This is a genomic window from Ruegeria profundi (genome assembly GCF_020171505.1).
GTDB lineage: Bacteria > Pseudomonadota > Alphaproteobacteria > Rhodobacterales > Rhodobacteraceae > Ruegeria > Ruegeria profundi.
Genome location: NZ_JAIUZS010000009.1, coordinates 38,276 through 62,516, shown reverse-complemented (window position 1 = coordinate 62,516; position 24,241 = coordinate 38,276). Strand labels below are relative to the sequence as shown.

The window sequence follows — 24,241 nt, the reverse complement described above, 5'->3', positions numbered from 1 at the left end:
GCTGAGCTGAACGGACCACAGATAACATGACCCGCATTTCGCGTATCGAACTTGATGACCGGAACCTGCCCCCGCCGACCCCCGAGATCGAGCAGGAGCGCAAGGTCGCGATCTTTGATCTGTTGGAAAACAACAGCTTTACCCTGCCGCAGCGCGAGGGGCGCGTGGTTCCGGATGGGCCATACCACTTGCACCTTTCGATCCGCGACAAACGTCTGGTGTTCGACGTCGCGACCGAAGCCGAAGAAAAAGCCGCGGAATTTCACCTTTCGCTGGGGCCGTTCAAGCAGGTGGTCAAAGACTATTTCCAGATCTGTGAAAGTTACTTCGACGCGGTGAAATCCTTGCCGCCCAGTCAGATCGAAACCATTGATATGGCACGGCGCGGTATCCACAACGAAGGCAGTCGCGTGTTGCAAGAGCGGCTGGAAGGCAAAGCGGATATTGACAGCGATACCGCCCGCCGCCTGTTCACGCTTATTTGCGTGCTGCATTTCGGGGGGTGACGGGTGACGCCTCTGCCGCAGTCGGTCCTGTTTTGTTGTGACCACAACTCGGTTCGGTCCCCGATGGCCGAAGGCATCATGAAGAAATTCTACGGCACCGGAACCTATGTGCAATCCGCCGGTGTGCACAATGATCTTGAGATTGACGGTTTTTGCATCGCAGTTTGCCAAGAGATCGGCGTGGAACTGTCCCGGCACCGGTCGCGTTCGTTTGATGAAATGCAGGAATGGGGCGACGATTTGAGTTCTTTTGACCTGGTGGTTGCCCTGTCGCCTGCCAGCCAGCGCAGGGCGCTGGAGTTGACCCGAATTTTTCATCTGGATGTCGATTATTGGCCAATAATGGACCCTACCGGACTGGGCGAGACACGCGAGGAAAAGCTAAACCACTACCGACAAACCCGCGATCAGATCATCAAGCACCTTAAAGATCGCTGGGGCGAACCTACGGAGTGTACATGAACCAGAACGTCAAAACCTATTTCGACGCCTTTAATGCCGGGGACGTGGATGGCATGCTGGCCTGCCTGTCCGATGATGTGGCCCACCATGTGAACGAAGGCCAGATTCGCGTTGGAAAACAGAAATTCGCGTCGTTTTGTGCCCATATGAATCGCTGTTACCGCGAGACCCTCACCGACATCGTGGTTTTCGAGACCGCAGGCGGCACCCGCGCTGCGGCTGAGTTCACGGTCAACGGCACCTACCTGCAAACGGATGAAGGTCTGCCCGAAGCGCATGGCCAAACCTATCGGCTGCCTGCCGGTTCGTTTTTTGACTTGAAGGACGGTAAGATCACGCGCGTCACCACCTTCTACAACCTTGCCGACTGGGCGCGACAGGTCACAAATGGCTGAGGTCTCAGAGGTTCACGCCCTGACCGGGGCTGTCCTTTCAGACGCCCTCGACGACGTTGCACGCCTTCGGATCGCGGTGTTTCGGGCGTGGCCCTACCTCTATGACGGTAATCTGGATTACGAACGCAGATACCTGCAATCCTATCGTGACAGCGACAAGGCCATCGTTGTGGGCGTGTTTGACGGTGATCGCCTGGTCGGGGCGTCAACCGGCGCACCTCTGACTGATCATGCCGACGACTTTGGCGCTGCATTCGACGGCTCAGGGCTGGACGTGTCTGAGATTTTTTACTGTGCCGAGTCCGTCCTGCTGCCGGATTATCGAGGGCAGGGCATTGGCCACAAGTTCTTTGATTTACGAGAAGCCCATGCCATCAGGCTTGGCTTCACCAAATGCGCCTTTTGCAGTGTTCTGCGCGCGGCGGATCATCCCATGCGGCCGGAAAACTACCGGCCGCTGGACACCTTCTGGCGGGCGCGAGGCTATGATCTGCTACCCGGCGCCATCGCGCAGTTTTCATGGAAAGACGTTGGTGCCGAGAAGGAAACGATGAAGCCGCTGCAGTTCTGGATACGGGATTTGCCAAAAAGCGAAAGTCAGGTTTGAAACCGTATCTTCCGTCCGTTCTTTCACTCTGTTTGGCCAATGATAACCCAGTGTCAACGTCCAAACATAGGCGCTGTGCGCGGTGATATCGCTGTACAGCGCAGTGACCCGGTTCTAGGGTCTTGTTGCACCCAAATCTGAGAAGTAGTCATGAAAGTTGCGACCGCCGCCTATAATCTTGATTGGCTCGACAGTTGGGCGCAGTACGAAGACAAGTTGGACCGATGGGTGGCCGAAGCCGCAGGGCAGGGGGCCGACCTGCTGGTCTTTCCTGAATACGGCGCGATGGAACTATCAACGCTGGACGGGGCCGAGGTCGCCGGAAATCTGGAACATTCGATCCGCGCCGTGTCCGATCGGATGGAAGCGGGGCAGGCGCTTCATCGACGCCTTTCGCAGACATATGGGGTATATATTCTGGGTGCGTCGGCCCCGATTACGGATGGGTCGGGACGTCCGGTGAACCGTGCCGAGCTTTATGCACCCGGTGGTGGGCAAGACCATCAGGACAAACAGATCATGACCCGGTTCGAGCGCGACGACTGGGACATTGTGCCAGGCGGCCCGCTGAAACTCTTTGAAACCTCATTGGGCAAAATCGGCGTGCTTATTTGTTATGACATCGAGTTTCCCCTGCTTGGCCGTGCCCTGAGTGAAGCCGACGTGATTCTGGTTCCGTCCTGTACCGAGGCGCTGTCAGGCTACTGGCGCGTCCGGATCGGAGCGATGTCGCGGGCGCTGGAAAATCAATGCGTTACGGTGATGGCGTCCTTGGTCGGTAACAATGACTGGTCCGAGGCGGTGGATATGAACACAGGTACCGGCGGCGTTTTTGGCCCGCCGGACAAGGGGTTTCCTTCGACTGGTGTGCTGTCTGAGGGAACGATGAACCGTCCCGGATGGACCTATGCGGATATTGATCTTTCGGCCATTGCCGAGGTCCGTGCAGACGGGCACGTGCTGAACCGCACCCATTGGACAGAGCAATCCCCCCGCGCCAATTCAATCACAATATCCCGTGTTTGAGTGATTCTGGCCTTGAAATAAGCCCAAAATAGGCTCATTTAAGCGCACATCCTCGCAGATTCTGCGAGTGCAACGTAATGATGGAGACAACATGGCCAAGGAAGATACGCTCGAATTTCCCGGTGTCGTGAAGGAACTCCTGCCTAATGCGACGTTTCGGGTCGAGCTGGAAAACGGCCATGAGATCATCGCACACACGGCAGGCAAGATGCGCAAGAACCGCATCCGTGTTCTGGCTGGCGACAAAGTGCAGGTCGAGATGACCCCTTATGATCTGACCAAGGGTCGGATCAACTATCGCTTCAAGTAACGCCAACCACAATGGCGTTTATCTTAGGATCGGGCAGCCCAAGGCGGCTGGACCTGCTGGCGCAGCTTGGCGTACAGCCTGATTTTATTCGCGCCCCGGATATTGACGAAACCCCCATAAAGGGTGAGTTGCCCGTTCCGTATTGCAATCGCATCACGCGTGCAAAGGTGCAGGCAGTTGAAGCAGATGGCGACGACATTACCCTGTGCGCAGATACCACGGTTGCGCTTGGCCGCCGTATTCTGGGCAAGCCCGAAAACGAAGGGGACGCGGCGGAGTTTCTGTACGCGCTATCCGGTCGGCGGCATCGCGTGATCACCTCGGTCGCGGTGCGGCGTGGGGAGCGGGTGCTACAGCGCGACGTGGTTTCCCAAGTTAAGGTCAAACGGCTGTCGGACCAGGAAATCAACGCATATCTTGCAACCAATGACTGGCAGGGCAAAGCAGGCGCATACGCTATTCAAGGTCCTGCCGGCGCGTTCATTCCATGGATATCCGGTTCATTCACTGGCATCGTAGGCTTGCCGTTGTCGGAAACGGCTGCTCTTTTGCAAGGCATTGGATATCCCCTGTATCGTGAGGGCTCATGAAGGGTCGCGCCATCGTTTTGGACCATATCGACAGCCGCGAAGCTGCCGCCTTGATGGTGGATGGCAGGTTAGAGGATTTCCTGATTGCCGGAGACGCCCCTGCGCCCGGCACAATCTATCGCGCCCGCGCTGACCGCCCGGTGAAGGGGCAGGGCGGAATGTTCCTGACAACACCGGATGGCCCGGCCTTTCTGCGCCAAGTTCGTGGACTAAAGCCCGGCACCCTGATGCTGGTGCAGGTCACGGGATATGCCGAACCGGGCAAAGCGCTTCCGGTTACAGAACGCATCCTGTTCAAAAGCCGCTATGCGATCGTTACGCCCGATGCGCCGGGCTTGAATATCTCACGCTCTATCCGCGATGAGGGTGAGCGTGACCGTCTGCTTGAGATCGCGCATGAATGCATGGAAAACAGCGATTATGGTCTGATCTTGCGGTCTTGCTGCGAAGGTGAGGATGCAGGTGAAATTGCGCAGGACATCAGCGCCATGCTGGCCCATGCCGATCAGGTTCTGAACGATTTGGGTACTGAACCAGACCTCTTGCTGGAAGGCGATGGCCCACACGTCCTCGCCTGGCGCGACTGGACCGATCCGGCTGAGGTGGTCACGCATGCCGGCGGATTCGAGGAGCAAGGCGTGCTTGACGCGTTAGACATGGCCCGCGGGATTTCCGAACCTCTGCAAGGCGGGGGCCGTTTGTACATACAGCCCACGCGTGCGCTGGTTGCAGTAGACGTGAACACCGGGTCAGACACATCGCTGGCCGCTGGAACCAAAGCGAACTTCGCCTGCGCCAAAGCGTTGGCCCGCGCGCTGCGTGTAAGGGGGCTTGGGGGACAAATTACGCTGGACTTGGCACCTATGCCAAAAAAAGACCGACGCGGGTTCGAATCCGCCCTGCGCGCCGCGTTCAAAGCCGACGGTATCGAAACCAACCTGGCCGGATGGACCCCGCTGGGCCATTACGAGCTGCAACGCAAACGCGGCCGAATCCCCCTAACGGAGGTGCTGAAATGAGCTGCCCGATTTGCGGTTCCGACACCGTGATCAAGTTTCGTCCGTTCTGCTCAAAGCGCTGTGCGGATATCGACCTTGCCAAGTGGCTAAACGGCTCATACGCGGTTCCGTCGCAGCGCGCAGAAGACCTTGACGCCGACGGCTCACAAGACGAACCAGAGCAACAGCGTCCACATTGAAAAAATGTAAAAAAGCCTCTGGACACTGCTTGGTGCAAGTCATAGAAGGCCTCCACCCAACGATGATAATCGTTCCCGTGCCCGGGTAGCTCAGGGGTAGAGCAGTGGATTGAAAATCCTCGTGTCGGTGGTTCGATTCCGCCCCCGGGCACCATTTTCTCACTGAGGCATATCACGCCAGGAAAATGGATTTCTTTCGATCTAGATTTGTTTACTTGGCATTCGGTGTAGGGCGCTTTTGACGCGTGAGGCCGCTAGACCGTTAGACGCCGTATTGCTCAAATCGGTGCAGTACTCATAAAACGACCAGCGCTGATAAATATGCGGAAAATCGAACCAAATTGTCCGAAAACTACCGCGGTGCTTTGGGGGTAGGGTAAGGGTTCCCAACTATAACCCGAACCTAGAAAGATTAACGCGGCAAGGTGGTCAGATTTTTGAATGAAGTAAATGGTAGCGGAGGAGGGACTTGAACCCCCGACACGCGGATTATGATTCCGCTGCTCTAACCAACTGAGCTACTCCGCCATGAGTGAGAGGCGATTTAAGCGAGGGGCTTGATAGGGTCAAGAGGAAAACACGGTCGATGTCGGATTCTTTTCCACCTCGGTCACGTGTTTTCGGACGGTGTTGATTGATCGGCTTGACTGGCGTCTGCAATCCGGCGGATAAAGGCGGCACAGGCGTCGGGCTTTGTGATCAGGATCATGTGGCCAGCCCCGTCGATCTGTTCGTTGGTCAGGCCGAACCGGGTCATTGGTTCACCATGTGTGTCCGGTGAAAGGATCGCGTCCTGCGCACCGTAGAGAATACCGCCGGGCACGGATAGCTCACCATATCGGTCTGCTTGTGCTGCGATACTGTCATCAACACCGACAACATCTTGCGAGCCGGTGATAAAGGCCGACGGCCGCAGACCAAGCGCGCCACCTGCGCGATCCAAAAAATCCTCGGGCGCAGGTTCAGGGTCGAAAACGGTGCTTAGGGCATGATGCGCGGTTTTGGCAGCAAGCGGCACGGCCAGTGTGTTACCGATCAGTTTTCTGAGCCACTCGGAACGCATCTCCATCGGTTTGAACACCTGAGGGGTGGCAGATAGCTTGTGTGTCAGGGGGGCCAGAAGGGCCAGCGCCTTGGTCTTTTCCGGGTGATCCAGCGCCATGGCCAAAGACACTGCACCACCAAGGGAATGGCCCACCAGAACCGCGTCGCTGACGCCTTTGATATCCAGAAACTCCTGTATCATACGCGCCTGTTCAGGCAGACGGCCCAGATCGGCCCTGTCGCGGGTCGAATAGCCACAGCCCGGCCGGTCGAGTGCTATGACGTGATAGTCACCAGCTAGCATATCCACCAGCGCGTAGGTGAAATGTTGCAGCTGCCCGGCTAACCCGTGGATCATCACGATGGTCTGTTTCGACGGATGGCCGCGTTCCACGTAATGGATGCTGCCGCCCGCTACCGGTGTGATGTCGCCAAGCTGCGGTACGCGCGTGTACCCTTGGGCGGTCAGCTTTCGGGTCCATAGGTTCATGCCAACCAAGAACGCAACGATCAGCAGGACGATAATCAGCAAAGTGGTCATCTCAGCGGTCTCCACCTTGGGAAGGGGCAGGGTGATAGTGCTCCAGCCCGGCCTTGGCCATACGCTTTTCATACTCGGATACGGTGCCTGGCCAAAGCGTTGTGTTGCGGCCTTTGGCATCCTGATACCAGGACGTGCACCCACCCGCCTGCCAAACGCTGTCAGCGTGCCGGTCCTGCATCTCTTGGGTGAAGGCGGCCTGTTTGATGGGGTCGGGTGTGATGACCTGCAAACCATCGCGCTGCATCTGATCCAGCACGCGACCAATGTGTCGAACCTGTGCTTCGATCATCAGCACGACCGAGTTATGACCCAGCCCGGTATGCGGCCCCAACAGCATGAAAAAGTTTGGAAATCCCGCGATGGCAGTGCCCAGGTTGGCTTGCATCCCGTCAGCCCATGCATCGCGCAGGGTCAGGCCATCGGATCCGGTTATGTTCAATCGCTCGACCACGTCGGTTACGTGAAAGCCAGTACCCCAGATCAAAACATCCGCTTGTGTTCGGCTATCGTCAGACGCGATGATCTGATTGCCTTCGATCGAAGCTACTCCGTACGGGATTACTGTCACGTTGTCCCGCGCAAGGGCCGGGTACCAATCATTCGAACTGAGGATACGTTTGCAGCCGATCCGGTAATCAGGGGTAAGGCGCTTGCGTTCGTCGGAGTCGGTAATCGCACTCTCCAGACCCTTGCGCCACATTTTCATGGCGAAGTTCACCAATCGCTCCTCGCCGCGGAACACGCGGTGACGGTATTCAAAGATCATGTAGATCAGCTTGCGTCGAAGGCGGGGCAGGGTAGGGATACGCCGGTAAAAAGATCGCACCCAAGGCGCAATCGGGCCATCCGGGCGCGGCAGAACATACGGCGCAGAGCGCTGGAATATAGTGACATGCGCCGCCCGTTTCACGATTTCGGGTACGAACTGCACAGCAGAAGCACCAGTGCCGACGACCGCGACGCGTTTGCCCGAAAGGTTCGTTTCGTGATCCCATTCGGCCGAGTGGAATTTGGGGCCGGGGAAGCTGTCGGCGCCGGGGATCGCCGGTATGCTTGGAAAGTGTAACGCGCCAATGGCTGAAACGAGAAACCGTGCTGACCAGCGTTGACCGTCCTCGGTTTCCACCTGCCAGCGGTCGCCGTCCCATCGGGCGGATTTGAGCTGTTGGTGAAAATGGCAGAGGTCGTAAAGCCCCTCGTCCCGGCAGACCTTTTGCAGATAGGCCTGAATTTCCGCCCCGCCGGCATAAGCGCGGCTCCAGTCAGGGTTCAGGTGGGTGGCCATCGAATACAGATGAGATGGGATATCGCAGGCCACGCCGGGATAGGTATTTTCGCGCCACGTGCCGCCGATGTCGCCGGCCTTCTCGAGTATGGCGATTTCGCCGATGCCGCGTTTGCGGGCCTCGATTGCCATTGTCAGGCCTGAGAACCCGGCGCCGACGATCAGCATCTCCGTTTTATGTTCCATGCGCGCGCACCTCCCAAAGTGACGCCAAGTGCCGCCTCAGACTATAAAGCCGAACGGGCGCGTGAACAGCGTCTCGTAGGGTCAGGCGCGGTTTGGCACCTGCGTCACGGAAAAGATCACCAACGGACCTTGTTCAGTAGCAACATTAGCTTATCGCGTTATGTCCTACGCTTTGTGTCAGTATCAGGGAGTGCGCAATACCCGTCTGCCTTAAAGGCGGGATTGCCGCGAAGACGCATTCAAAACTCCAAATGATGCGCCCGGCCATAGGCAACAAGCCGGGCGTTCAGCGCCTCAGCCTCGGGGGCGCCGGACTCCAACGCGAAAACAAAGGCATGTGTCAGATAGAAACATGCCGCGTCGATGTCTTGCGCTGCTTCGTACTCATCCGCTGCCAGAGTATAATATCGGATCAATGCCGCATTATCTTTGCGATCATGGGCCTCAATCAGCAGGCTATCCAGTTCGTCTTTGTCCATCAAGTCTTTCATCGGGAAAGGCCAGCCTTAGCCCTTTTCTGTGCGACCGTTTTCAATCTGGGTCGCAACCCAGTGATGAAAGTTATGCGTCGGCCCGTCCATCGCCGGAGAAAAACGTCCGCCATCGAATAGCAACCCGTGGCGGCCTTTCTGCATGCCTTCGACGACAAAAACATCCTCTTCGAACACCGTTTTCCAAAGTTGCGCGTTCGAGGCACGAAGCCCGTCATGCTCGGGCGTGTCCGCGATACTTTTGGCGTAGTAGAGCTCGATATGTTCAACTGTGTTTTCCTGGTCCACGGGCTCGAGCACGATGGCAAAGCTGTGGTCGCGCTGCACGCCCAGCAGGACGTTGGGGTAAAGCGCCACATATTCCGCACCTTCGTTCCACTTGTCGCTCAGCCCTTCAAAGTCAGGAAAAGTCGCGCCGTCCTGATCGGTCAGCTGACGATAGACCAGCGTGCCCTGACCGGAATAATGCCCGCGCGCCTCAATGTTATAGTGATCCTCAAGCCGGGAATAGCTGTTCAGGCCGGGATGCACCCAGGGCAAGTGGTAACTTTCGCAGTAATTCTCGACCGCCAGTTTCCAGTTGGTTTTTACCTCCAGCTTGAATGAGGATGTCTCACCACCGTGATGCACCGGTTGTTCGAATTCTTTCCAGCGCTCCAGCAGTGCACGATGGGCGTCTTCGAACGCGGGTGCGGTGCCGTCCACATTGACAAAGATCACGTCGCGCCAGACATGAGAGCGTACGCGCACCAGGCCGAGATCGTCGCGCTTCACATCTGGATGCTTGTTCTGACCGGGGCCGCCGACATGCGGTGTGGCGCGCAGCTCACCTTTCAGGCTGTAGCACCAGCTATGATAGGGGCAGCGGATCGCGCCGCCGATTTTGCGGGGTGTATCCACAAGGATCATGCCGCGGTGACGGCAGGTATTCTGAAAGACGCCGATTTCTCCATCCCGGTCCCGTACGATCAACAGGGGCATACCAAGAAAATCGACTGGCTTGGCGTCGCCTTCCTCGGGCACATCCTTACCAAAGCCGATCCCGGACCAGTTGGCAAAAAGGACGGATTGCCTTTCTTCGGCGAAGATTGCCGGGTCAGTGTAATGCTCATTCGGAAGACCGTTCGCGACGGTCACATCGGCCAGAACGGATGACAGCGCGCTGTGCTTGTTCATCGGGCTCTCCTGATCGGTTGCTGGATGCAGTCTTTTCCTACTGGCGGATCGGATGGTGTTCGATCAATATCAGAAATCCTCATCGACGGATGAGTTGAGCTAAACCGAGCCATCGTCGACCTCTTGGAGGATCCAGTTTTTCAGGGCGCGGGCGTTGTCTGAAAGGTCTTCATCCGGGCGACCAACCAGGTAGAATTGGTTGGGCGCGGTCAGCTGATGCGGCGCGATCGACACCAGCTTGCCGGATTGTAGCATCGGCTGAATCAGCCTTTGCCACCCCAACGCAAGACCGGCCCCCTTGCGGGCAAGTTGCAGGGCGACAGAATAGCTGTTCACCCGGGGTCCGGTCGCAATCGTACCTTCATGGCCCAGTTGGCGAAACCAGTCCGGCCATGTGGTCCAGGTGCGGTCTTCCGAATCCAGATGGATCAGACGTTCCGCCGCCAGCGCAGCAAGGCTGGCGCCTGCCAGCCGCTTTGCGACCTCTGGGCTGGCGACCGGGATCAGGTGATCGCGAAACAGGGGCGTATGCGATAGGTTTGGATCGGAATCACGCCCATATCGAATAAAGAAATCCATGTCCTGCCGATCGCGAAACGGGCGGTCCTGTGACAACTGATCCACGTTTACATCCGGCATCTCGCGCCAGAACCGGATCACGGCCGGGGACAGCCACAGCGCTGCCACCGCCGTAGTCGACCCGACGGTCACCTTGCCCCCCGATTTTCTGTTGCGGATCGTGGCCAACACAATTGAGATGCGCCCGAATGAGGATGACAGCGCCTCGTACAGGGCTTGTCCATCATCGGTCAGATCGACACCGCGGTGCTTGCGTTGAAACAGCGTGGTGTCCAGATCGCCCTCAAGCGCCTTGATCTGATGACTGACCGCTCCGGGCGTGACCGAAAGCTCATCGGCGGCGTTCTTGAAGCTCAGGTGCCGGGCGGCGGCTTCGAACGCGGCCAACGTCGTCAATGGCGGCAGATTATAGTGGCGCCTGGACATGGTGGCCTAGACTCGCTGTCAAATTTCGGTTGAGTTGTCTTCACCTGATTATCAGAGGTTTTGCGGGCAAAAGCCAGAAGCCCGTGCGTGAAAGGTGCATTTTTCATCCTTGGTTCTGCCTGCGTGTCGCTTTCTGCAAGCAGAGATCGCAATCCGTCAGGTGAAACGGACGTGAATGCGCCATTCTCGGCACCAGGATTGGAGAATTGCCCCATGAACATCCGAAACCCAAGCCGCGCGGGTGGACGCGCCGCCCGCAGGGCCATGAGAACTGCGCCGAACTTCAACATGCTGCCAGGCCTGACCAGAGGTATCCCCCTGTGTGAGGTGATGGACGGCGCGCAAGTGGAACGCATCGACGCTGCGTCAATGCACATTCTCGAAAACGTAGGCGTACAGTTCCGCGATCCCATCGCGCTGCAAGACTGGAAAAGAGCGGGCGCAAAAGTTTTAGGCGAGCTTGTCTATCTTGATCGTGATCTTGTGCGAGACTTGATTGCCACGATCCCGTCCGATTTCACCTATCACGCCCGCGATCCAAACAAGAACGTCCGGCTGGGCGGTAAGCATTCGATCTTTGTGCCAATGACCGGCGCGCCCTTCCTGCGCGATCTGGACGATGTACGCCGGAACCCGACGCTGGACGATCTGGCGATGTTCCACAAGCTCAGCCACATGATGCCCGCGCTGCATTCCAGTGCCCATCACATCGTGGAACCCTATGACCACCCGATCAGCCAGCGGCACCTGCGTATTACTTACTCTTCCATGAAACACTCGGACAAAACGTTCATGGGCATGACAACGAGCCCCAAGAACGCCGAAGACGTGATGGATATGTGCGCCATCTTGTTCGGAGAGCAGTTTCTTGAGGATCATCCTGTCACTACGGGGAACTGCAACGGGAACTCTCCGCTGGTCTGGGATGAAACCATGCTAGGCGCGATGCGTGCCTTCTGTCGCCGAAATCAGCCGGTGCTGTGCTCGCCCTTCGTGCTGGGCGGGGCCAATACACCGGCCTCCGTTCCAGCCACCGTGGCGCAGCTGAATGCCGAGGCGCTGAGCGCACTGGCCTATACGCAAGTGATCCGCAAGGGCGCACCGGCGATCTATGGTCACTATCTTTCGACCGTGTCGATGAAATCAGGCGCACCGATGGCCGGGACGCCTGAAATCAGCCTGATGAACTTTATGATCGGCCAGATGGCGCGGTACTATGACGTGCCATGGCGTACCTCGAACACGCTGGGTGGGGCCAAGACCTTTGACGCGCAGGCTGGATACGAATCTGCCACGACGTTGCAGGCAGTGATCCATGCCGGAGCCAATTATATCTGGCACAGCGCGGGTTGGAACGAGGCCGGGATGCATTGTTCAGTTGCCAAGTTCATTGTCGACGCCGAGCAATGCGCCATGGCTTACCGCATGGCTGAGGGGCCGAAATGGCATGACTTCGACCAAGCAATTGCAGCGGTATCCGATGTTGGTCCGGGCGGACACTATTTAGGTCATCCGCATACGCAGGATAATTTTCAGGAAGCATTTTTTATGCCTGAGCTGTTCGACAACAACTCGATCGAACAATGGACGGCTGAGGGTGAGGTCGAGATTACCGAACGCGCCTTGAACCGCGCCAAGACCCTGTTGGCCGAGTATGAAGAGCCCAAGCTGGACGAAGCCAAGAATGAAGCGCTGCTTGACTATATCGCCCGACGAGAGCGGGAAATTCCGGCCGCTGATGAGCTGAACCAGAGCTACTGAACGCATTTCCCACCGCGTTGGGTTCCAAAAACGTATCGGTCAAACCAACCTGTCCACGGTGCCGACATAGTCGTTCGAATCTAGAGTTATTCTTTGCCCGAGCGCCACCCTTTCCAGGCCAGATAGGCGTTTGCGCCCAGTGACGCGAAAGGCTCGGGCGGAAGCCGAGGTGGCATTGGTTGCGCCAAGAAGTGATCGGCAATCTGTGACCCGCCCTGTGTCAACAGTTCGGCAATCCCCATACCCTGCAGAGTGCCGCGCGCGATGCCCAGCCCATTCTGGCAGCAAGCGGCGTACAGGCCGGTGTCCAATTCCCCAAACGCGGCAGAGCCATTGCGGCTGAGGCACAACATACCTGCCCATCGATGCTGGGCCTGCACGTCCGGCAGATGCGGGAAGCGTTCGCGAAACTTGCGGTCATGCACCAAACCCGCTTTGCGCAGGCGCGTTTGGCTTGTCTCGATAGAGGGGTGAAAGCTTGAACATGTTCGGATCAGGATGCGGTCCCCATAGCTGCCAGAGATCCGTCGAACCGACGTACCCATCGGATTGGCAGGCGTCACCGCCCATCGGGTCTGGCCGCCCAGCGTCTTGATCTGCTTTGGTGTCAGCGGCTTGGTGATTGAAGCGTACAGGCAGATGTGGATCAGCCGGTGCTGGTAAAACCCAAAACTCTCAAGATGGCCGTTATTGGCCAGAATGATGCGTCCGGTCGCTATCCTTGCTTTGGGTGTCTCAACGATCCAGCCACCGGCCTGTTTCTCAAATCCGGTGACGGGCGAGTTTTCATAAATGCCCGCAACCTCTGCCAGCCGTGCAGACAGCGCCCGGACATACGCAGCGGGCTGCAGCATCACAGTGCCCGGCGCATACAGCCCCGAAGTATAATGCGGGCTGCCGGTGATTTCATGCATCTGTTGCTGGTCGTAAAGTGAAAAAGGCTCGCCGAGCCGCTCAAGATGTGTCGCGAAATCGCGGTTGTGTTGGTCGCCTGCCTTGGTTGCGGCTGCATTAAACTTGCCGCAGGGGTCGAACATCTCTTGCGACAGCTCGCAGTCGGCCGCAACGCCTGAGGCAAACGCAATAGCCTGTCGGTTCAGCGCAATCGCGGCGCGGTCCGCATCCAACCCCGTTCCCGCGTAATTGTCCGATGACAGATCATGGGGCAGGTCGATCATGAAGCCCGAATTGCGTCCTGCCGATCCTTCGGCGAACCGTCCGGCCTCTAACAGCGTAATTTTCAGGCCGGCATCCAATTGCGCCAACCGTCTGGCGGCAGACAGACCTGCAAACCCGCCGCCGATGATCGTGACATCAGCGGAGTGATCCTCGGTCAGTTCGGGCAAAGCGATCTGCGGCGGCAGGATTGCGTTCCATCCCGCCGGGCCTGTCTGCCGAGGCAGACGTCTGGCCTTGTGTTGTCTCAATCGACGGCCTCATCGGCGTCATCGGCCAGATCAATCCAGATGGTCTTCAGTTGCGTGTATTGGTCATGGGCGTGAACGGAATTATCCCGCCCGCCAAAGCCGGACTGTTTATAGCCGCCGAAGGGCGTGGTGATGTCCCCTTCGCCAAAGCTGTTCACCGTCACGGTGCCCGCCCCGATCGACCGCGCGCCCCGAATGGCGCGTTTGACATTGGCGGTGAAGATCGACGCACATAGGCCATATTCGGTGTCGTTGGCTATCTTAATGGCCTCATCAAAGCTCGAGACCTCGATCACTGACAGCACAGGTCCGAATATCTCGTCCCGCGCCAACGTGGCATCGTTGCCCGAGACTTCGACCACAGTGGCCTCGACAAAGCCGTTCTCTGCCTTGCCGCCAAAAACCACGTTCTCGGCTTGATCCAGATAGCCGCAGACCTTGTTGAAATGCCCCTCGCTGACCAGCGCGCCCATACGCGTAGCTGGATCAAGGGGGTCGCCGGTGTTCCATTGTTTCGCGTGATGCGCGATGCGTTTCAGCAGCGCGTTTTTCACATCCTTATGAACAATTAATCGGGATGAGGCTGAACAGTTCTCGCCCATGTTCCAGAATGCACCGTTAACCACATGCGCTGCCACGCGATCCAGGTTTTCGGCGTCATCCATGACAATGGCGGGGTTCTTGCCCCCCATTTCAAGCACCACTTCCTTCGCGTTGCTTTCGGCAGAATAGGTCAGGAACCGCTTGCCGGTGATGGTCGAGCCGGTGAAGGACACCATGTCGATATCCATATGCCGCCCGATGGGTTCCCCCACTTCGGTCCCGCCGCCGGGAACGATGTTCAGTACTCCGCGCGGCAACCCGGCCTCCATCGCCAGCTCGGCCAGTCGCAGGGCCGTCAGCGTAGTTTCAGCCGCGGGCTTCACGATCACTGAACAGCCAGCGGCCAGCGCGGGCCCGATCTTCCACGCCAGCATCAACAAGGGGAAGTTCCAAGGCAGCACCAGCCCGACAACACCAATCGGCTCACGCACTACCATGGCGATGTGATCGTCGCTGGCAGGCGACACCTGATCGTAGATCTTGTCGATCGCCTCGGCATGCCATTTTAGGCAGTGGATCGCCTCGGGCACATCCACGGTTTCACAGTCATAGATGGTCTTGCCACTGTCGATGCTCTCAATCACTGCCAGTTCGCGCGCGTTGCGGGTCATCAGTTTGCATAGCCGGATCAATACGTCTTTACGGTCTGAGGGATGCATCTTGCTCCAGCGGCCGTCCTCAAAAGCTTCACGCGCCTTTTCGACAGCAAAATCCACATCGGTCGCGTCGCAGGCCGCGATATCAGCCAGCTTGGCACCTGTCGCAGGGTTTACCGTTTCAAACGTCTCACCTGAGATCGCCGGGCGGAACGCCCCGTCTATAAAAGCCCCTGTCGGCAAGGTCAGGCCCGCGGCGATGGATTTGTATTCGTCCCGTGTGAGCAATTCCATACCTTACTCCTCCGCCACAATGTCAGCGATTGTCTTCTTCAGTACGCGGGTCACCTGTTCCAGCGCGCGCTTGTCATCCTTGTTCAGACCTTTCAGCGGAGGTCGCATTGCCCCCGCGTCGATCCCGTTCATGGTGACGCCATGCTTGATGGTCTGAATGAACTTGCCACCCTGTTCCAGCACCCTCATCAGCGGCATCATAGCGCTCATGATCCGCCGACCCTTGGCGAAATCGCCTTCGACAACGCAAGCATGATACAGCGCCACGTGTTCGGCAGGCAGGAAGTTCGACCCGCCACAGACCCAGAACGGCGCGCCCCAGGCAAAGAACTCAAGCGCCTGGTCATCCATGCCGCAGCCCAGCTGGATATGTGGATAATCCCGCGCCAGCAGATGCACCCGGTTGATATCCCCCGAACTTTCCTTGATGCCGCAGAAGTTCCGGCTGCGGCCCACGCGGTCCAGAAATTCAGTGCCCATCATCGTGCCTGTGCGGTGTGGATAATTATACAGCATGACCGGCAGGTCGGCAGCCTTGTCGATCGCCAGCGCGTTCAGGGCATTTTCCCGATCTGTTGGTACTGAATAAGGTGGGCTGGCCAGCAAAATCGCATCCGCTCCAATTTCGCGCGCGCCAGAGGCCAGCGTCATCGAGTCCTGCGTCAGCATAGCTCCGGTGCCCACGACCAGCGGCAACCGGTGTTTCAGTTGCGTGAACGTAAACCGCGCGAGTTCTAGCCGTTCTGCAACGGTCTGAGCATAGTTCTCGCCGGTAGAGCCGCCCGAGATCAGGCCGTGCACGCCGCTTTCGACCAGGTATTCGATCACCTGCGCCAGAGCGTCCCAATTCACGCTGCCATCTGCGTGATAGGGTGTGACGACCGGGGTGTATATCCCCTCAAATCTGAAAATCGGGTTCATGCGATCCTCATGCAGGTTTCAAATTAGGTGCGGCGCCCAACGGGACGTCCAGCGCAGCCGGCATCACGAACATTTCGATTTGGTCGCGCGACAGGTTCCAGTGATCCTCGGCCAGCTGCGCAGCAGCCGCCTCATCGCCCGCCTCGATGGCGGCGATGATGGCGTCGTGCTGGCGACTGGCTTCGGACAGGTTATCGGGCATCTTCGCCGTTTGGGGCCGGTAAAAGGTCATCCCGATCCGCGCGTGATCGATCAGTAGCCGGTTGAATGAGGGCAGAAGGTAGACATTGCCCGACATCTCGCCGGTCACATCGTGGAATCTGTTGTTGGCCAGTGCCCGATCCTCACCCGACCCCGAGCGTAACGCGTGTTTGAATACCTGTTGCGCATCTTTCAGGTCGTCGATCTGCGCACGCGTGGCGTTCTGCGCCGCCAGCCGCAGAATTGCGCCATAGATCATTGGCGCGGCCAGAAAGAAATCGCGCAGCGTTGTGTAGGACATCTCCGACACCCGCGCGCTGCGATTGGTGCGCAAGTCCAGATAGCCTTCGCCCGCCATTTGGCGGAACACTTCGCGTAATGGAGTTCGTGACAGCCCGAATGCATCCGAAAGATAGACCTCATCCAGATCTGCGCCGGGTTGCAGACGCAAGGTCAGGATCGACTCTCGCAGGTGATCCCGAAGCGCATCTTTGCGGGATTTTGCGTCATCTTTCATCCTCTATCCCTTTTCCACAAATTCGAGTCGCACTCATCGCAGTTTGTTGTATTCTAAAAAAATACAATATGTATACAAAAAAGAATCGTGCAGCATAAGCTGTCGACTACGCCAAGCTGAATGGGACATTCCATGCGCAAACCGCGCCACATCACTTTCATCCTGATCGAGGAGTTCTCGCATCTCGCCTTTTCCTGCGCGGTTGAGCCGCTGCGGATCGCCAATCTCGTCAGCGGTAAGGATCTGTATGGCTGGACTTTCTTATCGGAACATGGCGAGCAGGCGGTGTGTTCGAACGGGTCAGTCACCCTGGTTCATGGCGGATTGGGGGATGTACCCAAAACCGATCAGGTATTCGTGCTGTCAGGTATCCACATGCGCAGCCATGTCACGCGCCCATTGCTGGCTGCGCTGCGGTGGGAGCGCGCACGGGGAACGCCCATAGGCGCATTGTGTTCCGGTGCCTGGATACTGGCTGAGGCCGGTTTTCTGGACGGGATGCAGGCTGCAATCCATTGGGAATATCACGACGCTTTTATGGAGGCCTTCCCCGAGGTGAATTTGGTCCGTAGTGTTTTTGTTGCTGATGAAAAACATATCACGGCTTCGGGCGGCACCGCGACTGCGGATCTCATGCTGCACCTGATCGGGCAGGATCATGATGAGGAACTGGCCGTCGCGGTTGCCGACCAGATGGTCTACAATGCGGTGCGCAATGCCACTGCCAAGCAGCGGGTGTCGCTGCAATCGCGAAACGGTATGAGAAATGCCCACTTGGCCGAGGCGATTCACATCATGCGGGACTGTATAGCAACGCCCGTTTCGCCGTCGCAGATTGCCGAGGACCTTGGAATATCGACGCGGCAACTGGAACGGCTGTTCGGCAAATACCTCAACGCCTCGCCCAAAAAATACTTCATGGAACTGCGCCTTGAGCGCGCCCAGAATCTGCTTTTGCAGACCGAGGCGTCGGTGACCGAAGTTGCCATGGCCTGCGGCTTTGAAAGCCCCGGCCATTTCTCGCGCGTTTACAGGTCCAGCTTTGGCGTCACGCCACATGGGCAGAAAAGCAAAATAGACTGATGAAAGGCGGCGGGGGAGCTGCTCTGTCCGTAGGCAAGTCTGGCTGGCCAGGCGCTCACCCCCCTCGTCCCGCTCGTACCCCCTCGTTAATTTGAAACTCGTAAACTGATCAGCAGGATTGATCCCTTGTAGTCAGTGAAAAAGGCACAACTATTACAACAACGTGTCAGATATAAGAATCTTTGGGTCGAAAACGCATCGCGTGCCGCATTTCGAGGTGTGTAGCGCCGCCTCGCTCAAACGGATTTTGAGGTTTTTTGGCTGCTGATGTTTGCGTTAAACCGTCGTTTGTGTCAGTTTTATTTAGCCAACAAAGGAACGATTTCAGCAAAAAATGGCGTTAACTCGTATTCGAATTTGTTTCAGAGTTTCCATGTCCTCGTCAGAAGTTATGACTGGAGGACATACATGAATTTGGAATCTCACGAAGCCGCTGTGCAGTACGCACCACGCGTGATTTCGATTGCCAAGCGCGAACAGCAAATCTGCCAGGCATCCAAAGCCGCCGAGGCCGCGTTCCAACAAGTGTCTCAGGACGCGATGCGCAGTGAAACCGTACGGGGCGAAGTGCAGGACCGCGTTTTCACAATCTTCCGCTGGTATTTCCTTTCAGCCTTTTGCACCCGCTTGCTGACGGATGCAAAACACCGGCTTGAACATCAGACATTGCAGGTTTCCGTTGATATCTTCAGTGCGGTGAAAATGGTGCTGATTGAAAGTGAGATCGAGCGCTCGATGGCTTTGGTGAGTACCGAGCGCACCTCTCCAACCGTTGCCCGGGTTAACGATATCGGAAGCCGGGGCCATGCCGTCGGCTGGGTAGCTGCCGGGCTTTACGAAAAGGGCCGGGATTTCCCGCAAGAGCTTCGGACCGCGCTGGCCGGTGCGTTGGCTGCGTCGACACGGATCAATTGATCGCGCTGAAAAGATGTTGTTTCCGTCCGGTTCTCACCGCGCAATCGTTTGCGCCGCCTGCCGTTATTGATCACGGGCAAGAAGGTTCTGCAACGCGACTGCTGCGCGAACCGGCGCGTAGTCGTGGCGCATGATCAGCGAAGTCGGAGAAGTACCGAATGGCTCGGGCAGGGGGGTGATATCAAGGTTCTGACCGACCAGTGACTTTGCAACGGCGTTTCTGGGTGCAACCGCACGTCCCATTTCAGCCGCCACGCACCCCATGATCCCGTCGAACGTCCCCATTTCCAGAAGGTCGGAGTCCGATTTTCCGATAGATCTCAACCACGTTTCGGTCGTCGCCCTGTAATGGCATCCAAAGCCAAACACCAGAATCGGAGCATTGTCTTTCAGGTTCTTGGCTGAAACGACCACGAGTTCTTCTTCAAAGGCCGGTATCGCTTTGAACCTGTTTTCATCCACGGGGCCCGCAATGAATGCTGCGTCAAGCTCACGTTTCCAAACAGCCTGTGTCAGCTGAGCTGTTGGGCCGGTTGTCAAAGACAGCTGTGCATCCGGGCAAACCTCGCGCAGGGTCTTCAGCAACGCCGGGAGCCGAGCTGAGGCCGTGGTCTCCATCGCCCCCAGTCGCAAGTGGCCAGACCCGTTTGAAATATCCTTCAGATTACTTTCGACGTATCTGATTTCCTTTGACAGCCGATCCAATTTGGAATGAGCAATTTCACCAAACGGCGTCAGTTGGGCACCGCCCCGACCGCGCGTGAACAGCTTCTGCCCGAACTCCTCTTCCAAACGGACAATCCGGTGCGTCACGTTGGATTGCACGGTTCCAAGTTTCAGAGCAGCAGCCGCAAAGCCGCCTTTTTCAACCACGGCGAGGAACGTTCGAAGCAAAGCAAAATCCATGTTCTAAAATTATTGATGGAAAATTCCTTATTCAATCATTTTTTCAGGAAAAAGAAAAATGCTACATTGTGGGAAACAACGGCTTGGGAAAAGAAAAACGTGGAACAGATACTTCATACGCGCCTGACCGAGATGCTCGGCATTGAACACCCCATCCTGCTGGCGCCCATGGACCTTGTCTCTGGTGGTAAGCTGGCGGGTGCCGTTACATCTGCGGGTGGTTTGGGCCTGATCGGCGGGGGGTATGGCGACTTTGACTGGATCACCAAGGAATTTGAGGAGGCTGGAAACCAGGCTGTTGGCGTCGGGTTCATCACGTGGAGCATGTTGAAACAGCCGGGATTGCTGGACAAAACCTTGGAACTGCGCCCCAAGGTACTGATGCTGTCCTTCGGCGATGGCACCGAAGCGGTGCAAAAGGCGCGGGCTGCGGGGGTGAAAACCCTGTGGCAAATTCAGCGACTTGAACAAGCAGACATGGCCCTCAAGGCAGGTGTAGACATAGTTGTCGTTCAAGGCCAAGAAGGTGGCGGCCACGGCATGGATCGTGGGCTGACCGCACTGTTGCCAGCCGTCAGAGACTTGGCGGGTCCAGATCAGGTTATTGTTGCAGCGGGTGGCATCGCGGATGGAAGGGGTCTTGCTGCCGCCCTTATGCTGGGTGCGGACGGCGTCATGATGGGAACGCGCTTTTGGGCCAGCGAAGAAGCAGTCGGACCGGACGCGGCAAAGCGACAGTTAGTGGACTCCAAGGGCGATGACACAATCAGATCAAAAGTGTTCGACGTGGTCCGAGGGCTGGACTGGCCGTGGCACTTTAGCGGCCGCGTGGTTGCGAACAAATTCGCTAGGAAATGGCATAACAATATCGAAGCGTTGCAAGAAAACGCCGATGCGCAGCGCGAAGTGTATGAGGCATCCGATCCACAAGACTATGCGACCCGGGTTCTGATTGCCGGTGAGGCGCTGGATTTGATAGATGCAATCGAAAGTGCCGAGCAGATTGTTGATAAAACCGTATCCCAGGCCGCCGCGCTGCTGAAAAACGGTGCGAATTTCCTGGCGCGATAGAGGCTTTTGCATCGTGCCGCGCTTGGCAAAGTGTATGTGCCCTGAATGATGCAGCGGCCAGATCAGAGTGTTCCTGCAACAAGCTGAAATCGCCGAGCCGGGTCATTCAAAGGGACGGATGATCCGCTCCGGGGTGATCAACAGACTGTGTTGATATTGACATCCCCCTTCCGTCAAAACGAAAACTCCGTATTTTCTGCTGTGGTGTTAATGGCTTAGTCGACCTTTCGGGCGATTTCAGGGCCGGAAAACACGAAGAGTAGAAGCCCAAGTATCAATGAACATCAAACATACTGCTATCGGCGCGTTGCAAAGACTGGCTCGCCGAACGTCCGAGCATCTCATTTTAAATATCGGGGATGACCTTTCAGAGGATAAAAAAGAGCTGACGCGCATCATGTCCTCCGCGTTAGACAGTCTTGATACTGCTGCCGGGCCTGTGAAGCCGCCTGACTGGACAGAGGTTCGGGCCCTGCGTCACGCGCCAAAGGTTTTCGGGGCCAGTGCTCCCCCGTCTTTGGCCCCGTTGCAACAAGCCGCCCTTTCGGCGTTTGGCTATGTTAATTGGGCCGAATTCTATGTCGAGAATAACTGGAGCCGCCCGTTCCTGTCGGAATTTGCAAACGGGGAAGGTGTTGGTCCGAACGGCGTTCTGAAAAGCCAAGACCTTATACTTGGTCTGTTTTTGCTTGGTCCCAATTCCTACTATCCGCCGCACGCCCATCCCGCGGAAGAGTTCTACGTCGTCCTGTCAGGGGATGTCTTTTTCCACGGGAGCAACGGAGCAAGTCCTATTCGGAAAATTCAGGGTGACTTCATGATATTCAGAAGCAACGAAGCGCATGCAATCCAAACCTTCGACACCCCTGTGTTCGCCGTCCACGGTCAGGTCGGTGCCATCAACGAACCCAGCTGGTATCGAGACGACATGAACGATTTTTCTGAACCAAAAAAATATCCGGAACTCAAAAAAGGCATAGTTGATGCCGCAGCCGCTGTGCAACATCCAGCCTAGTTTCTGGAGTTCCTGTCCCGCAGGATGGCGACCAAACCCAGTTCGGCCTTGCCGATACGCTCATGATCCAGCGGCCTGCCGGACAGGCAGGTGAAAGTGTATGGGCAGCGAAGCGGGCCAGATATTGATTTACGCGCAGCGTTGCGGGCTGGGTGAAGATGCTTACTGCGCGGATATCCTTGCATGGCCTTGCAAGACATCACGTTTACCGGCACCTATAAAGATACGGCCGAGGATCTCCGGCACACCCGAAACGCATTTTTGCGGTCGACAAGGTGCGCTTGACTGAACCGTGGGATGGGCTTTGAGCAAAGGGCTTGACGCACAGCGATTTGCGCATGGGGTCGTTGTTGCCCTGAAACCATCCTCGTGCCGTGGGTTTAGGCCCGGCAAAACGGAGGGGGTCATGTATAATAAAGTTCTTGTTCCAATGGCGCTGGATCACGGCATTTCACACCACACGCTTGAGGTGGCCCGCGCCCTTTCAGCGGACGGCGGCGAGATCGTTGCCTTACATGTATATGAAATGCCTCAGGGTTCGGTCAGCGCTTATCTGGACAAGGAATTGGTCGCGCGTGGGTTTCGCGCGGCCAGCATCATGTTGCGGGAGAAAATCGACGATATCGAAGGTGTTACGTCCGATATTGTCAAGGGACACACCGCCCGGACCATAATCGACTATGCCAATGGCAGGGATTTCGACTGTATCGTCATCGGCTCGCACAAGCCCGGCCTCAGCGATTACTTCCTCGGCTCTACCGCGTCACGCGTTGTCCGCCATGCCGGATGTGCCGTGCATGTGCATCGCAGCATCTGACCTTTCAATCGCGCCGACCGCGCCCCAAACAGGACTGACAGACCCTAAATGAACATTGATGAAAAGATCGCTGATGATCTCATCGACAACGATATCTCATTTGTGACCACCGTGCCGTGCAAGCAATTGGCCGGGGTGATCGATGAAATCGACAAGCGCGACGGCATCTATCATATCCCGGCCAACAAAGAGGATGAAGGAATGGGGCTGTGCGCCGGTGCTTGGATGGGGGGCAAACGCCCTGCGATCATTATGCAGAACACCGCTATTGGCGTGACGATCAATACTCTGGCGACGCTGATCCAGTATTATCGGATGCCGCTGCCCATGCTGATCTCATACCGGGGGGAACTGCGCGAACCCATCGCCTGTCAGGTGGAAATGGCCGTGCATACCAAGGCACTGCTGGCGCAGATGCACATCCCGACCTATCACTTCCACCATCAGGCGGATGTGGCTGAGCTGGACGCGATCCTGAAATACACCTTCATGTGCAACAAACCGGTCGCCATTCTGACCGACGCCAATTTTTGGGGAGGCTATGGCGACCAATGATACGCTCTGAAATTCTAAAGGAAATCGCCCCGATCCTGCGGGACCAACTTGTTGTCTGCAATATCGGTATCCCAAGTCAGGAACTTCATGCCATCGACGACCAACCGAGCAATTTCTATATGCTGGGTACGATGGGGTTGGCCTCGTCCATTGGCCTTGGGCTGGCGCTTTCGCAGCCCAAACCGGTAATCGTGATTGATGGCGATGGCTCGGTTTTGACCAATCTTGGCACGCTGCCAACAATCGCCAACAATGTGGCCGACAACTACATCTTGCTGATCATCGACAATGGGTCCTATGGGTCTACAGGGGATCAGCCGACCTATGCTGGGCGGAAAACCTCGCTGGCGAAAATGGCTGAAGCTGCGGGCTGCGACCGCGTCATCGAATGCCATGCCGAGCAGACCGGCCGTGTACTGCAAGAGGCGCTGGATGCCCGGCAGATGACCATCATCGTCAGCAAATGTGAAAGCGGCAATGCCAAGATGCCGCCGATCACAATGGACCCGGTGGTGATCCGCGACCGCTTTATGAAGGCCGTTCAGGCCTGATTGCGGTCAACGTCCGCCATAGGGTCGAAGACGCGCGCTTAACCGCTCTACGTCCGCTTCAAAAGCACTGGGGCAATCGCAATCAATGGTACGGAACACTCATGTCGCAATGGCTTTGATTTGAGTGGTCTCTGGTGCCGAAACAAAACGTGGCCGGTTTGTCACCTTTTTCGTTCCAGCGGT

The 24,241-nt window shown here is 57.0% G+C and carries 27 protein-coding genes and 2 tRNA genes; 18 read left to right on the top strand and 11 right to left on the bottom strand.

Annotated features, from left to right (window positions below; translation table 11 throughout):
- Positions 1–26: 26 nt before the first annotated feature.
- From LCM21_RS18335 to LCM21_RS18290, 10 genes are all read left to right on the top strand, one after another.
- Positions 27–506: a UPF0262 family protein gene (locus LCM21_RS18335; RefSeq protein ID WP_068341061.1), complete on the top strand. Its 480-nt coding sequence runs from the start codon at positions 27–29 to the stop codon at positions 504–506.
- Between the two features lie 3 nt (positions 507–509).
- Positions 510–968: an arsenate-mycothiol transferase ArsC gene (locus tag LCM21_RS18330; RefSeq protein WP_082677600.1), complete on the top strand. Its 459-nt coding sequence runs from the start codon at positions 510–512 to the stop codon at positions 966–968.
- Positions 965–1,363, top strand: coding sequence for a ketosteroid isomerase-related protein (locus LCM21_RS18325; RefSeq protein ID WP_224891890.1), 399 nt, complete (start codon positions 965–967; stop codon positions 1,361–1,363). The genes LCM21_RS18330 and LCM21_RS18325 overlap by 4 nt, the downstream gene beginning before the upstream one ends.
- Complete coding sequence (locus tag LCM21_RS18320; protein WP_224891889.1) at positions 1,356–1,970, top strand: GNAT family N-acetyltransferase; 615 nt, start codon at positions 1,356–1,358, stop codon at positions 1,968–1,970. Before LCM21_RS18325 ends, LCM21_RS18320 begins: the two co-directional genes overlap by 8 nt.
- A gap of 150 nt (positions 1,971–2,120) precedes the next feature.
- Positions 2,121–2,996: a carbon-nitrogen hydrolase family protein gene (locus LCM21_RS18315; RefSeq protein ID WP_224891888.1), complete on the top strand. Its 876-nt coding sequence runs from the start codon at positions 2,121–2,123 to the stop codon at positions 2,994–2,996.
- A 91-nt stretch (positions 2,997–3,087) separates the two neighbouring features.
- The gene (gene infA / locus LCM21_RS18310; RefSeq protein ID WP_005978431.1) at positions 3,088–3,306 is read left to right on the top strand and encodes a translation initiation factor IF-1; all 219 of its coding nucleotides are present in this window, start codon (positions 3,088–3,090) and stop codon (positions 3,304–3,306) included.
- 11 nt (positions 3,307–3,317) lie between these two features.
- Positions 3,318–3,896, top strand: coding sequence for a Maf family protein (locus LCM21_RS18305; protein ID WP_224891887.1), 579 nt, complete (start codon positions 3,318–3,320; stop codon positions 3,894–3,896).
- Positions 3,893–4,915: a ribonuclease E/G gene (locus tag LCM21_RS18300; RefSeq protein ID WP_224891886.1), complete on the top strand. Its 1,023-nt coding sequence runs from the start codon at positions 3,893–3,895 to the stop codon at positions 4,913–4,915. The genes LCM21_RS18305 and LCM21_RS18300 overlap by 4 nt, the downstream gene beginning before the upstream one ends.
- Positions 4,912–5,094 carry a DNA gyrase inhibitor YacG gene (locus tag LCM21_RS18295; protein WP_224891885.1) on the top strand — a complete coding sequence of 61 codons (183 nt, stop codon included), beginning with the start codon at positions 4,912–4,914 and terminating at the stop codon, positions 5,092–5,094. The genes LCM21_RS18300 and LCM21_RS18295 overlap by 4 nt, the downstream gene beginning before the upstream one ends.
- Before the next feature lie 79 nt (positions 5,095–5,173).
- Positions 5,174–5,248, top strand: a tRNA-Phe gene (locus LCM21_RS18290).
- Positions 5,249–5,545: 297 nt separating this feature from the next.
- On the opposite strand, the gene LCM21_RS18285 is transcribed toward LCM21_RS18290, so the two are convergent.
- From LCM21_RS18285 to LCM21_RS18260, 6 genes are all read right to left on the bottom strand, one after another.
- A tRNA-Met gene (locus tag LCM21_RS18285) sits at positions 5,546–5,622 on the bottom strand.
- 82 nt (positions 5,623–5,704) lie between these two features.
- Positions 5,705–6,679: an alpha/beta fold hydrolase gene (locus LCM21_RS18280; protein WP_224891884.1), complete on the bottom strand. Its 975-nt coding sequence runs from the start codon at positions 6,677–6,679 to the stop codon at positions 5,705–5,707.
- 1 nt (position 6,680) lies between these two features.
- Complete coding sequence (locus LCM21_RS18275) at positions 6,681–8,153, bottom strand: flavin-containing monooxygenase (RefSeq protein ID WP_224891883.1); 1,473 nt, start codon at positions 8,151–8,153, stop codon at positions 6,681–6,683.
- 239 nt (positions 8,154–8,392) lie between these two features.
- The gene (locus LCM21_RS18270) at positions 8,393–8,632 is read right to left on the bottom strand and encodes a hypothetical protein (RefSeq protein ID WP_224891882.1); all 240 of its coding nucleotides are present in this window, start codon (positions 8,630–8,632) and stop codon (positions 8,393–8,395) included.
- Positions 8,633–8,659: 27 nt separating this feature from the next.
- Positions 8,660–9,820: an aromatic ring-hydroxylating oxygenase subunit alpha gene (locus LCM21_RS18265; RefSeq protein WP_224891881.1), complete on the bottom strand. Its 1,161-nt coding sequence runs from the start codon at positions 9,818–9,820 to the stop codon at positions 8,660–8,662.
- Between the two features lie 99 nt (positions 9,821–9,919).
- Positions 9,920–10,825, bottom strand: a complete 906-nt coding sequence (locus LCM21_RS18260) for a LysR substrate-binding domain-containing protein (protein ID WP_224891880.1) — start codon at positions 10,823–10,825, stop codon at positions 9,920–9,922.
- Positions 10,826–11,038: 213 nt separating this feature from the next.
- On the opposite strand from LCM21_RS18260, the gene LCM21_RS18255 reads away from it, so the two are divergent.
- On the top strand, positions 11,039–12,586 hold the full coding sequence (locus tag LCM21_RS18255; RefSeq protein WP_224891879.1) for a trimethylamine methyltransferase family protein: 1,548 nt from the start codon (positions 11,039–11,041) through the stop codon (positions 12,584–12,586).
- An 86-nt stretch (positions 12,587–12,672) separates the two neighbouring features.
- Here the strand turns inward: LCM21_RS18255 and LCM21_RS18250 are convergent, their stop codons facing one another.
- The 4 genes from LCM21_RS18250 to LCM21_RS18235 are packed head-to-tail and all read right to left on the bottom strand — an operon-like array spanning position 12,673 to position 17,145.
- Complete coding sequence (locus LCM21_RS18250; RefSeq protein WP_224891878.1) at positions 12,673–14,013, bottom strand: NAD(P)/FAD-dependent oxidoreductase; 1,341 nt, start codon at positions 14,011–14,013, stop codon at positions 12,673–12,675.
- Positions 14,010–15,506 (bottom strand): aldehyde dehydrogenase, encoded by a 1,497-nt coding sequence (locus LCM21_RS18245; protein WP_224891877.1) that lies wholly within the window; start codon positions 15,504–15,506, stop codon positions 14,010–14,012. Before LCM21_RS18245 ends, LCM21_RS18250 begins: the two co-directional genes overlap by 4 nt.
- Positions 15,507–15,509: 3 nt before the next feature.
- Complete coding sequence (locus LCM21_RS18240; RefSeq protein ID WP_224891876.1) at positions 15,510–16,427, bottom strand: dihydrodipicolinate synthase family protein; 918 nt, start codon at positions 16,425–16,427, stop codon at positions 15,510–15,512.
- A gap of 7 nt (positions 16,428–16,434) precedes the next feature.
- Positions 16,435–17,145: a GntR family transcriptional regulator gene (locus LCM21_RS18235; RefSeq protein WP_224891875.1), complete on the bottom strand. Its 711-nt coding sequence runs from the start codon at positions 17,143–17,145 to the stop codon at positions 16,435–16,437.
- Positions 17,146–17,277: 132 nt separating this feature from the next.
- On the opposite strand from LCM21_RS18235, the gene LCM21_RS18230 reads away from it, so the two are divergent.
- On the top strand, positions 17,278–18,228 hold the full coding sequence (locus LCM21_RS18230) for a GlxA family transcriptional regulator (protein WP_224891874.1): 951 nt from the start codon (positions 17,278–17,280) through the stop codon (positions 18,226–18,228).
- 408 nt (positions 18,229–18,636) lie between these two features.
- Positions 18,637–19,143, top strand: coding sequence for a hypothetical protein (locus LCM21_RS18225; protein ID WP_224891873.1), 507 nt, complete (start codon positions 18,637–18,639; stop codon positions 19,141–19,143).
- Positions 19,144–19,206: 63 nt separating this feature from the next.
- On the opposite strand, the gene LCM21_RS18220 is transcribed toward LCM21_RS18225, so the two are convergent.
- Positions 19,207–20,049 (bottom strand): LysR family transcriptional regulator, encoded by an 843-nt coding sequence (locus LCM21_RS18220; RefSeq protein WP_224891872.1) that lies wholly within the window; start codon positions 20,047–20,049, stop codon positions 19,207–19,209.
- Positions 20,050–20,148: 99 nt separating this feature from the next.
- Between LCM21_RS18220 and LCM21_RS18215 the strand changes: the two genes are divergently transcribed.
- From LCM21_RS18215 to comE, 5 genes are all read left to right on the top strand, one after another.
- Positions 20,149–21,120: an NAD(P)H-dependent flavin oxidoreductase gene (locus tag LCM21_RS18215; protein WP_224891871.1), complete on the top strand. Its 972-nt coding sequence runs from the start codon at positions 20,149–20,151 to the stop codon at positions 21,118–21,120.
- Between the two features lie 277 nt (positions 21,121–21,397).
- A complete protein-coding gene (locus LCM21_RS18210) occupies positions 21,398–22,135 on the top strand; it encodes a dimethylsulfonioproprionate lyase family protein (RefSeq protein ID WP_224891870.1) in 738 nt (245 codons plus the stop codon).
- Between the two features lie 406 nt (positions 22,136–22,541).
- Positions 22,542–22,952, top strand: a complete 411-nt coding sequence (locus LCM21_RS18205; protein ID WP_224891869.1) for a universal stress protein — start codon at positions 22,542–22,544, stop codon at positions 22,950–22,952.
- A 48-nt stretch (positions 22,953–23,000) separates the two neighbouring features.
- Complete coding sequence (gene comD, locus LCM21_RS18200) at positions 23,001–23,507, top strand: sulfopyruvate decarboxylase subunit alpha (RefSeq protein ID WP_224891868.1); 507 nt, start codon at positions 23,001–23,003, stop codon at positions 23,505–23,507.
- Positions 23,504–24,058: a sulfopyruvate decarboxylase subunit beta gene (gene comE, locus LCM21_RS18195; RefSeq protein ID WP_224891867.1), complete on the top strand. Its 555-nt coding sequence runs from the start codon at positions 23,504–23,506 to the stop codon at positions 24,056–24,058. Before comD ends, comE begins: the two co-directional genes overlap by 4 nt.
- The last annotated feature ends 183 nt before the right edge of the window (positions 24,059–24,241 follow it).

What these genes read in the sequence shown, in the direction of transcription:
- LCM21_RS18280 (WP_224891884.1), bottom strand. Translation starts at nt 6,679, where the DNA reads ATGACCACTTTGCTGATTATCGTCCTGCTGATCGTTGCGTTCTTGGTT.
- LCM21_RS18265 (WP_224891881.1), bottom strand. Translation starts at nt 9,820, where the DNA reads ATGAACAAGCACAGCGCGCTGTCATCCGTTCTGGCCGATGTGACCGTC.
- LCM21_RS18275 (WP_224891883.1), bottom strand. Translation starts at nt 8,153, where the DNA reads ATGGAACATAAAACGGAGATGCTGATCGTCGGCGCCGGGTTCTCAGGC.
- LCM21_RS18260 (WP_224891880.1), bottom strand. Translation starts at nt 10,825, where the DNA reads ATGTCCAGGCGCCACTATAATCTGCCGCCATTGACGACGTTGGCCGCG.
- LCM21_RS18230 (WP_224891874.1), top strand. Translation starts at nt 17,278, where the DNA reads ATGCGCAAACCGCGCCACATCACTTTCATCCTGATCGAGGAGTTCTCG.
- LCM21_RS18240 (WP_224891876.1), bottom strand. Translation starts at nt 16,427, where the DNA reads ATGAACCCGATTTTCAGATTTGAGGGGATATACACCCCGGTCGTCACA.
- LCM21_RS18205 (WP_224891869.1), top strand. Translation starts at nt 22,542, where the DNA reads ATGTATAATAAAGTTCTTGTTCCAATGGCGCTGGATCACGGCATTTCA.
- LCM21_RS18235 (WP_224891875.1), bottom strand. Translation starts at nt 17,145, where the DNA reads ATGAAAGATGACGCAAAATCCCGCAAAGATGCGCTTCGGGATCACCTG.
- LCM21_RS18255 (WP_224891879.1), top strand. Translation starts at nt 11,039, where the DNA reads ATGAACATCCGAAACCCAAGCCGCGCGGGTGGACGCGCCGCCCGCAGG.
- LCM21_RS18325 (WP_224891890.1), top strand. Translation starts at nt 965, where the DNA reads ATGAACCAGAACGTCAAAACCTATTTCGACGCCTTTAATGCCGGGGAC.
- infA (WP_005978431.1), top strand. Translation starts at nt 3,088, where the DNA reads ATGGCCAAGGAAGATACGCTCGAATTTCCCGGTGTCGTGAAGGAACTC.
- LCM21_RS18335 (WP_068341061.1), top strand. Translation starts at nt 27, where the DNA reads ATGACCCGCATTTCGCGTATCGAACTTGATGACCGGAACCTGCCCCCG.
- LCM21_RS18245 (WP_224891877.1), bottom strand. Translation starts at nt 15,506, where the DNA reads ATGGAATTGCTCACACGGGACGAATACAAATCCATCGCCGCGGGCCTG.
- LCM21_RS18315 (WP_224891888.1), top strand. Translation starts at nt 2,121, where the DNA reads ATGAAAGTTGCGACCGCCGCCTATAATCTTGATTGGCTCGACAGTTGG.
- LCM21_RS18305 (WP_224891887.1), top strand. Translation starts at nt 3,318, where the DNA reads ATGGCGTTTATCTTAGGATCGGGCAGCCCAAGGCGGCTGGACCTGCTG.
- LCM21_RS18295 (WP_224891885.1), top strand. Translation starts at nt 4,912, where the DNA reads ATGAGCTGCCCGATTTGCGGTTCCGACACCGTGATCAAGTTTCGTCCG.
- LCM21_RS18270 (WP_224891882.1), bottom strand. Translation starts at nt 8,632, where the DNA reads ATGGACAAAGACGAACTGGATAGCCTGCTGATTGAGGCCCATGATCGC.
- LCM21_RS18220 (WP_224891872.1), bottom strand. Translation starts at nt 20,049, where the DNA reads ATGGATTTTGCTTTGCTTCGAACGTTCCTCGCCGTGGTTGAAAAAGGC.
- LCM21_RS18225 (WP_224891873.1), top strand. Translation starts at nt 18,637, where the DNA reads ATGAATTTGGAATCTCACGAAGCCGCTGTGCAGTACGCACCACGCGTG.
- comD (WP_224891868.1), top strand. Translation starts at nt 23,001, where the DNA reads ATGAACATTGATGAAAAGATCGCTGATGATCTCATCGACAACGATATC.
- LCM21_RS18300 (WP_224891886.1), top strand. Translation starts at nt 3,893, where the DNA reads ATGAAGGGTCGCGCCATCGTTTTGGACCATATCGACAGCCGCGAAGCT.
- comE (WP_224891867.1), top strand. Translation starts at nt 23,504, where the DNA reads ATGATACGCTCTGAAATTCTAAAGGAAATCGCCCCGATCCTGCGGGAC.
- LCM21_RS18320 (WP_224891889.1), top strand. Translation starts at nt 1,356, where the DNA reads ATGGCTGAGGTCTCAGAGGTTCACGCCCTGACCGGGGCTGTCCTTTCA.
- LCM21_RS18210 (WP_224891870.1), top strand. Translation starts at nt 21,398, where the DNA reads ATGAACATCAAACATACTGCTATCGGCGCGTTGCAAAGACTGGCTCGC.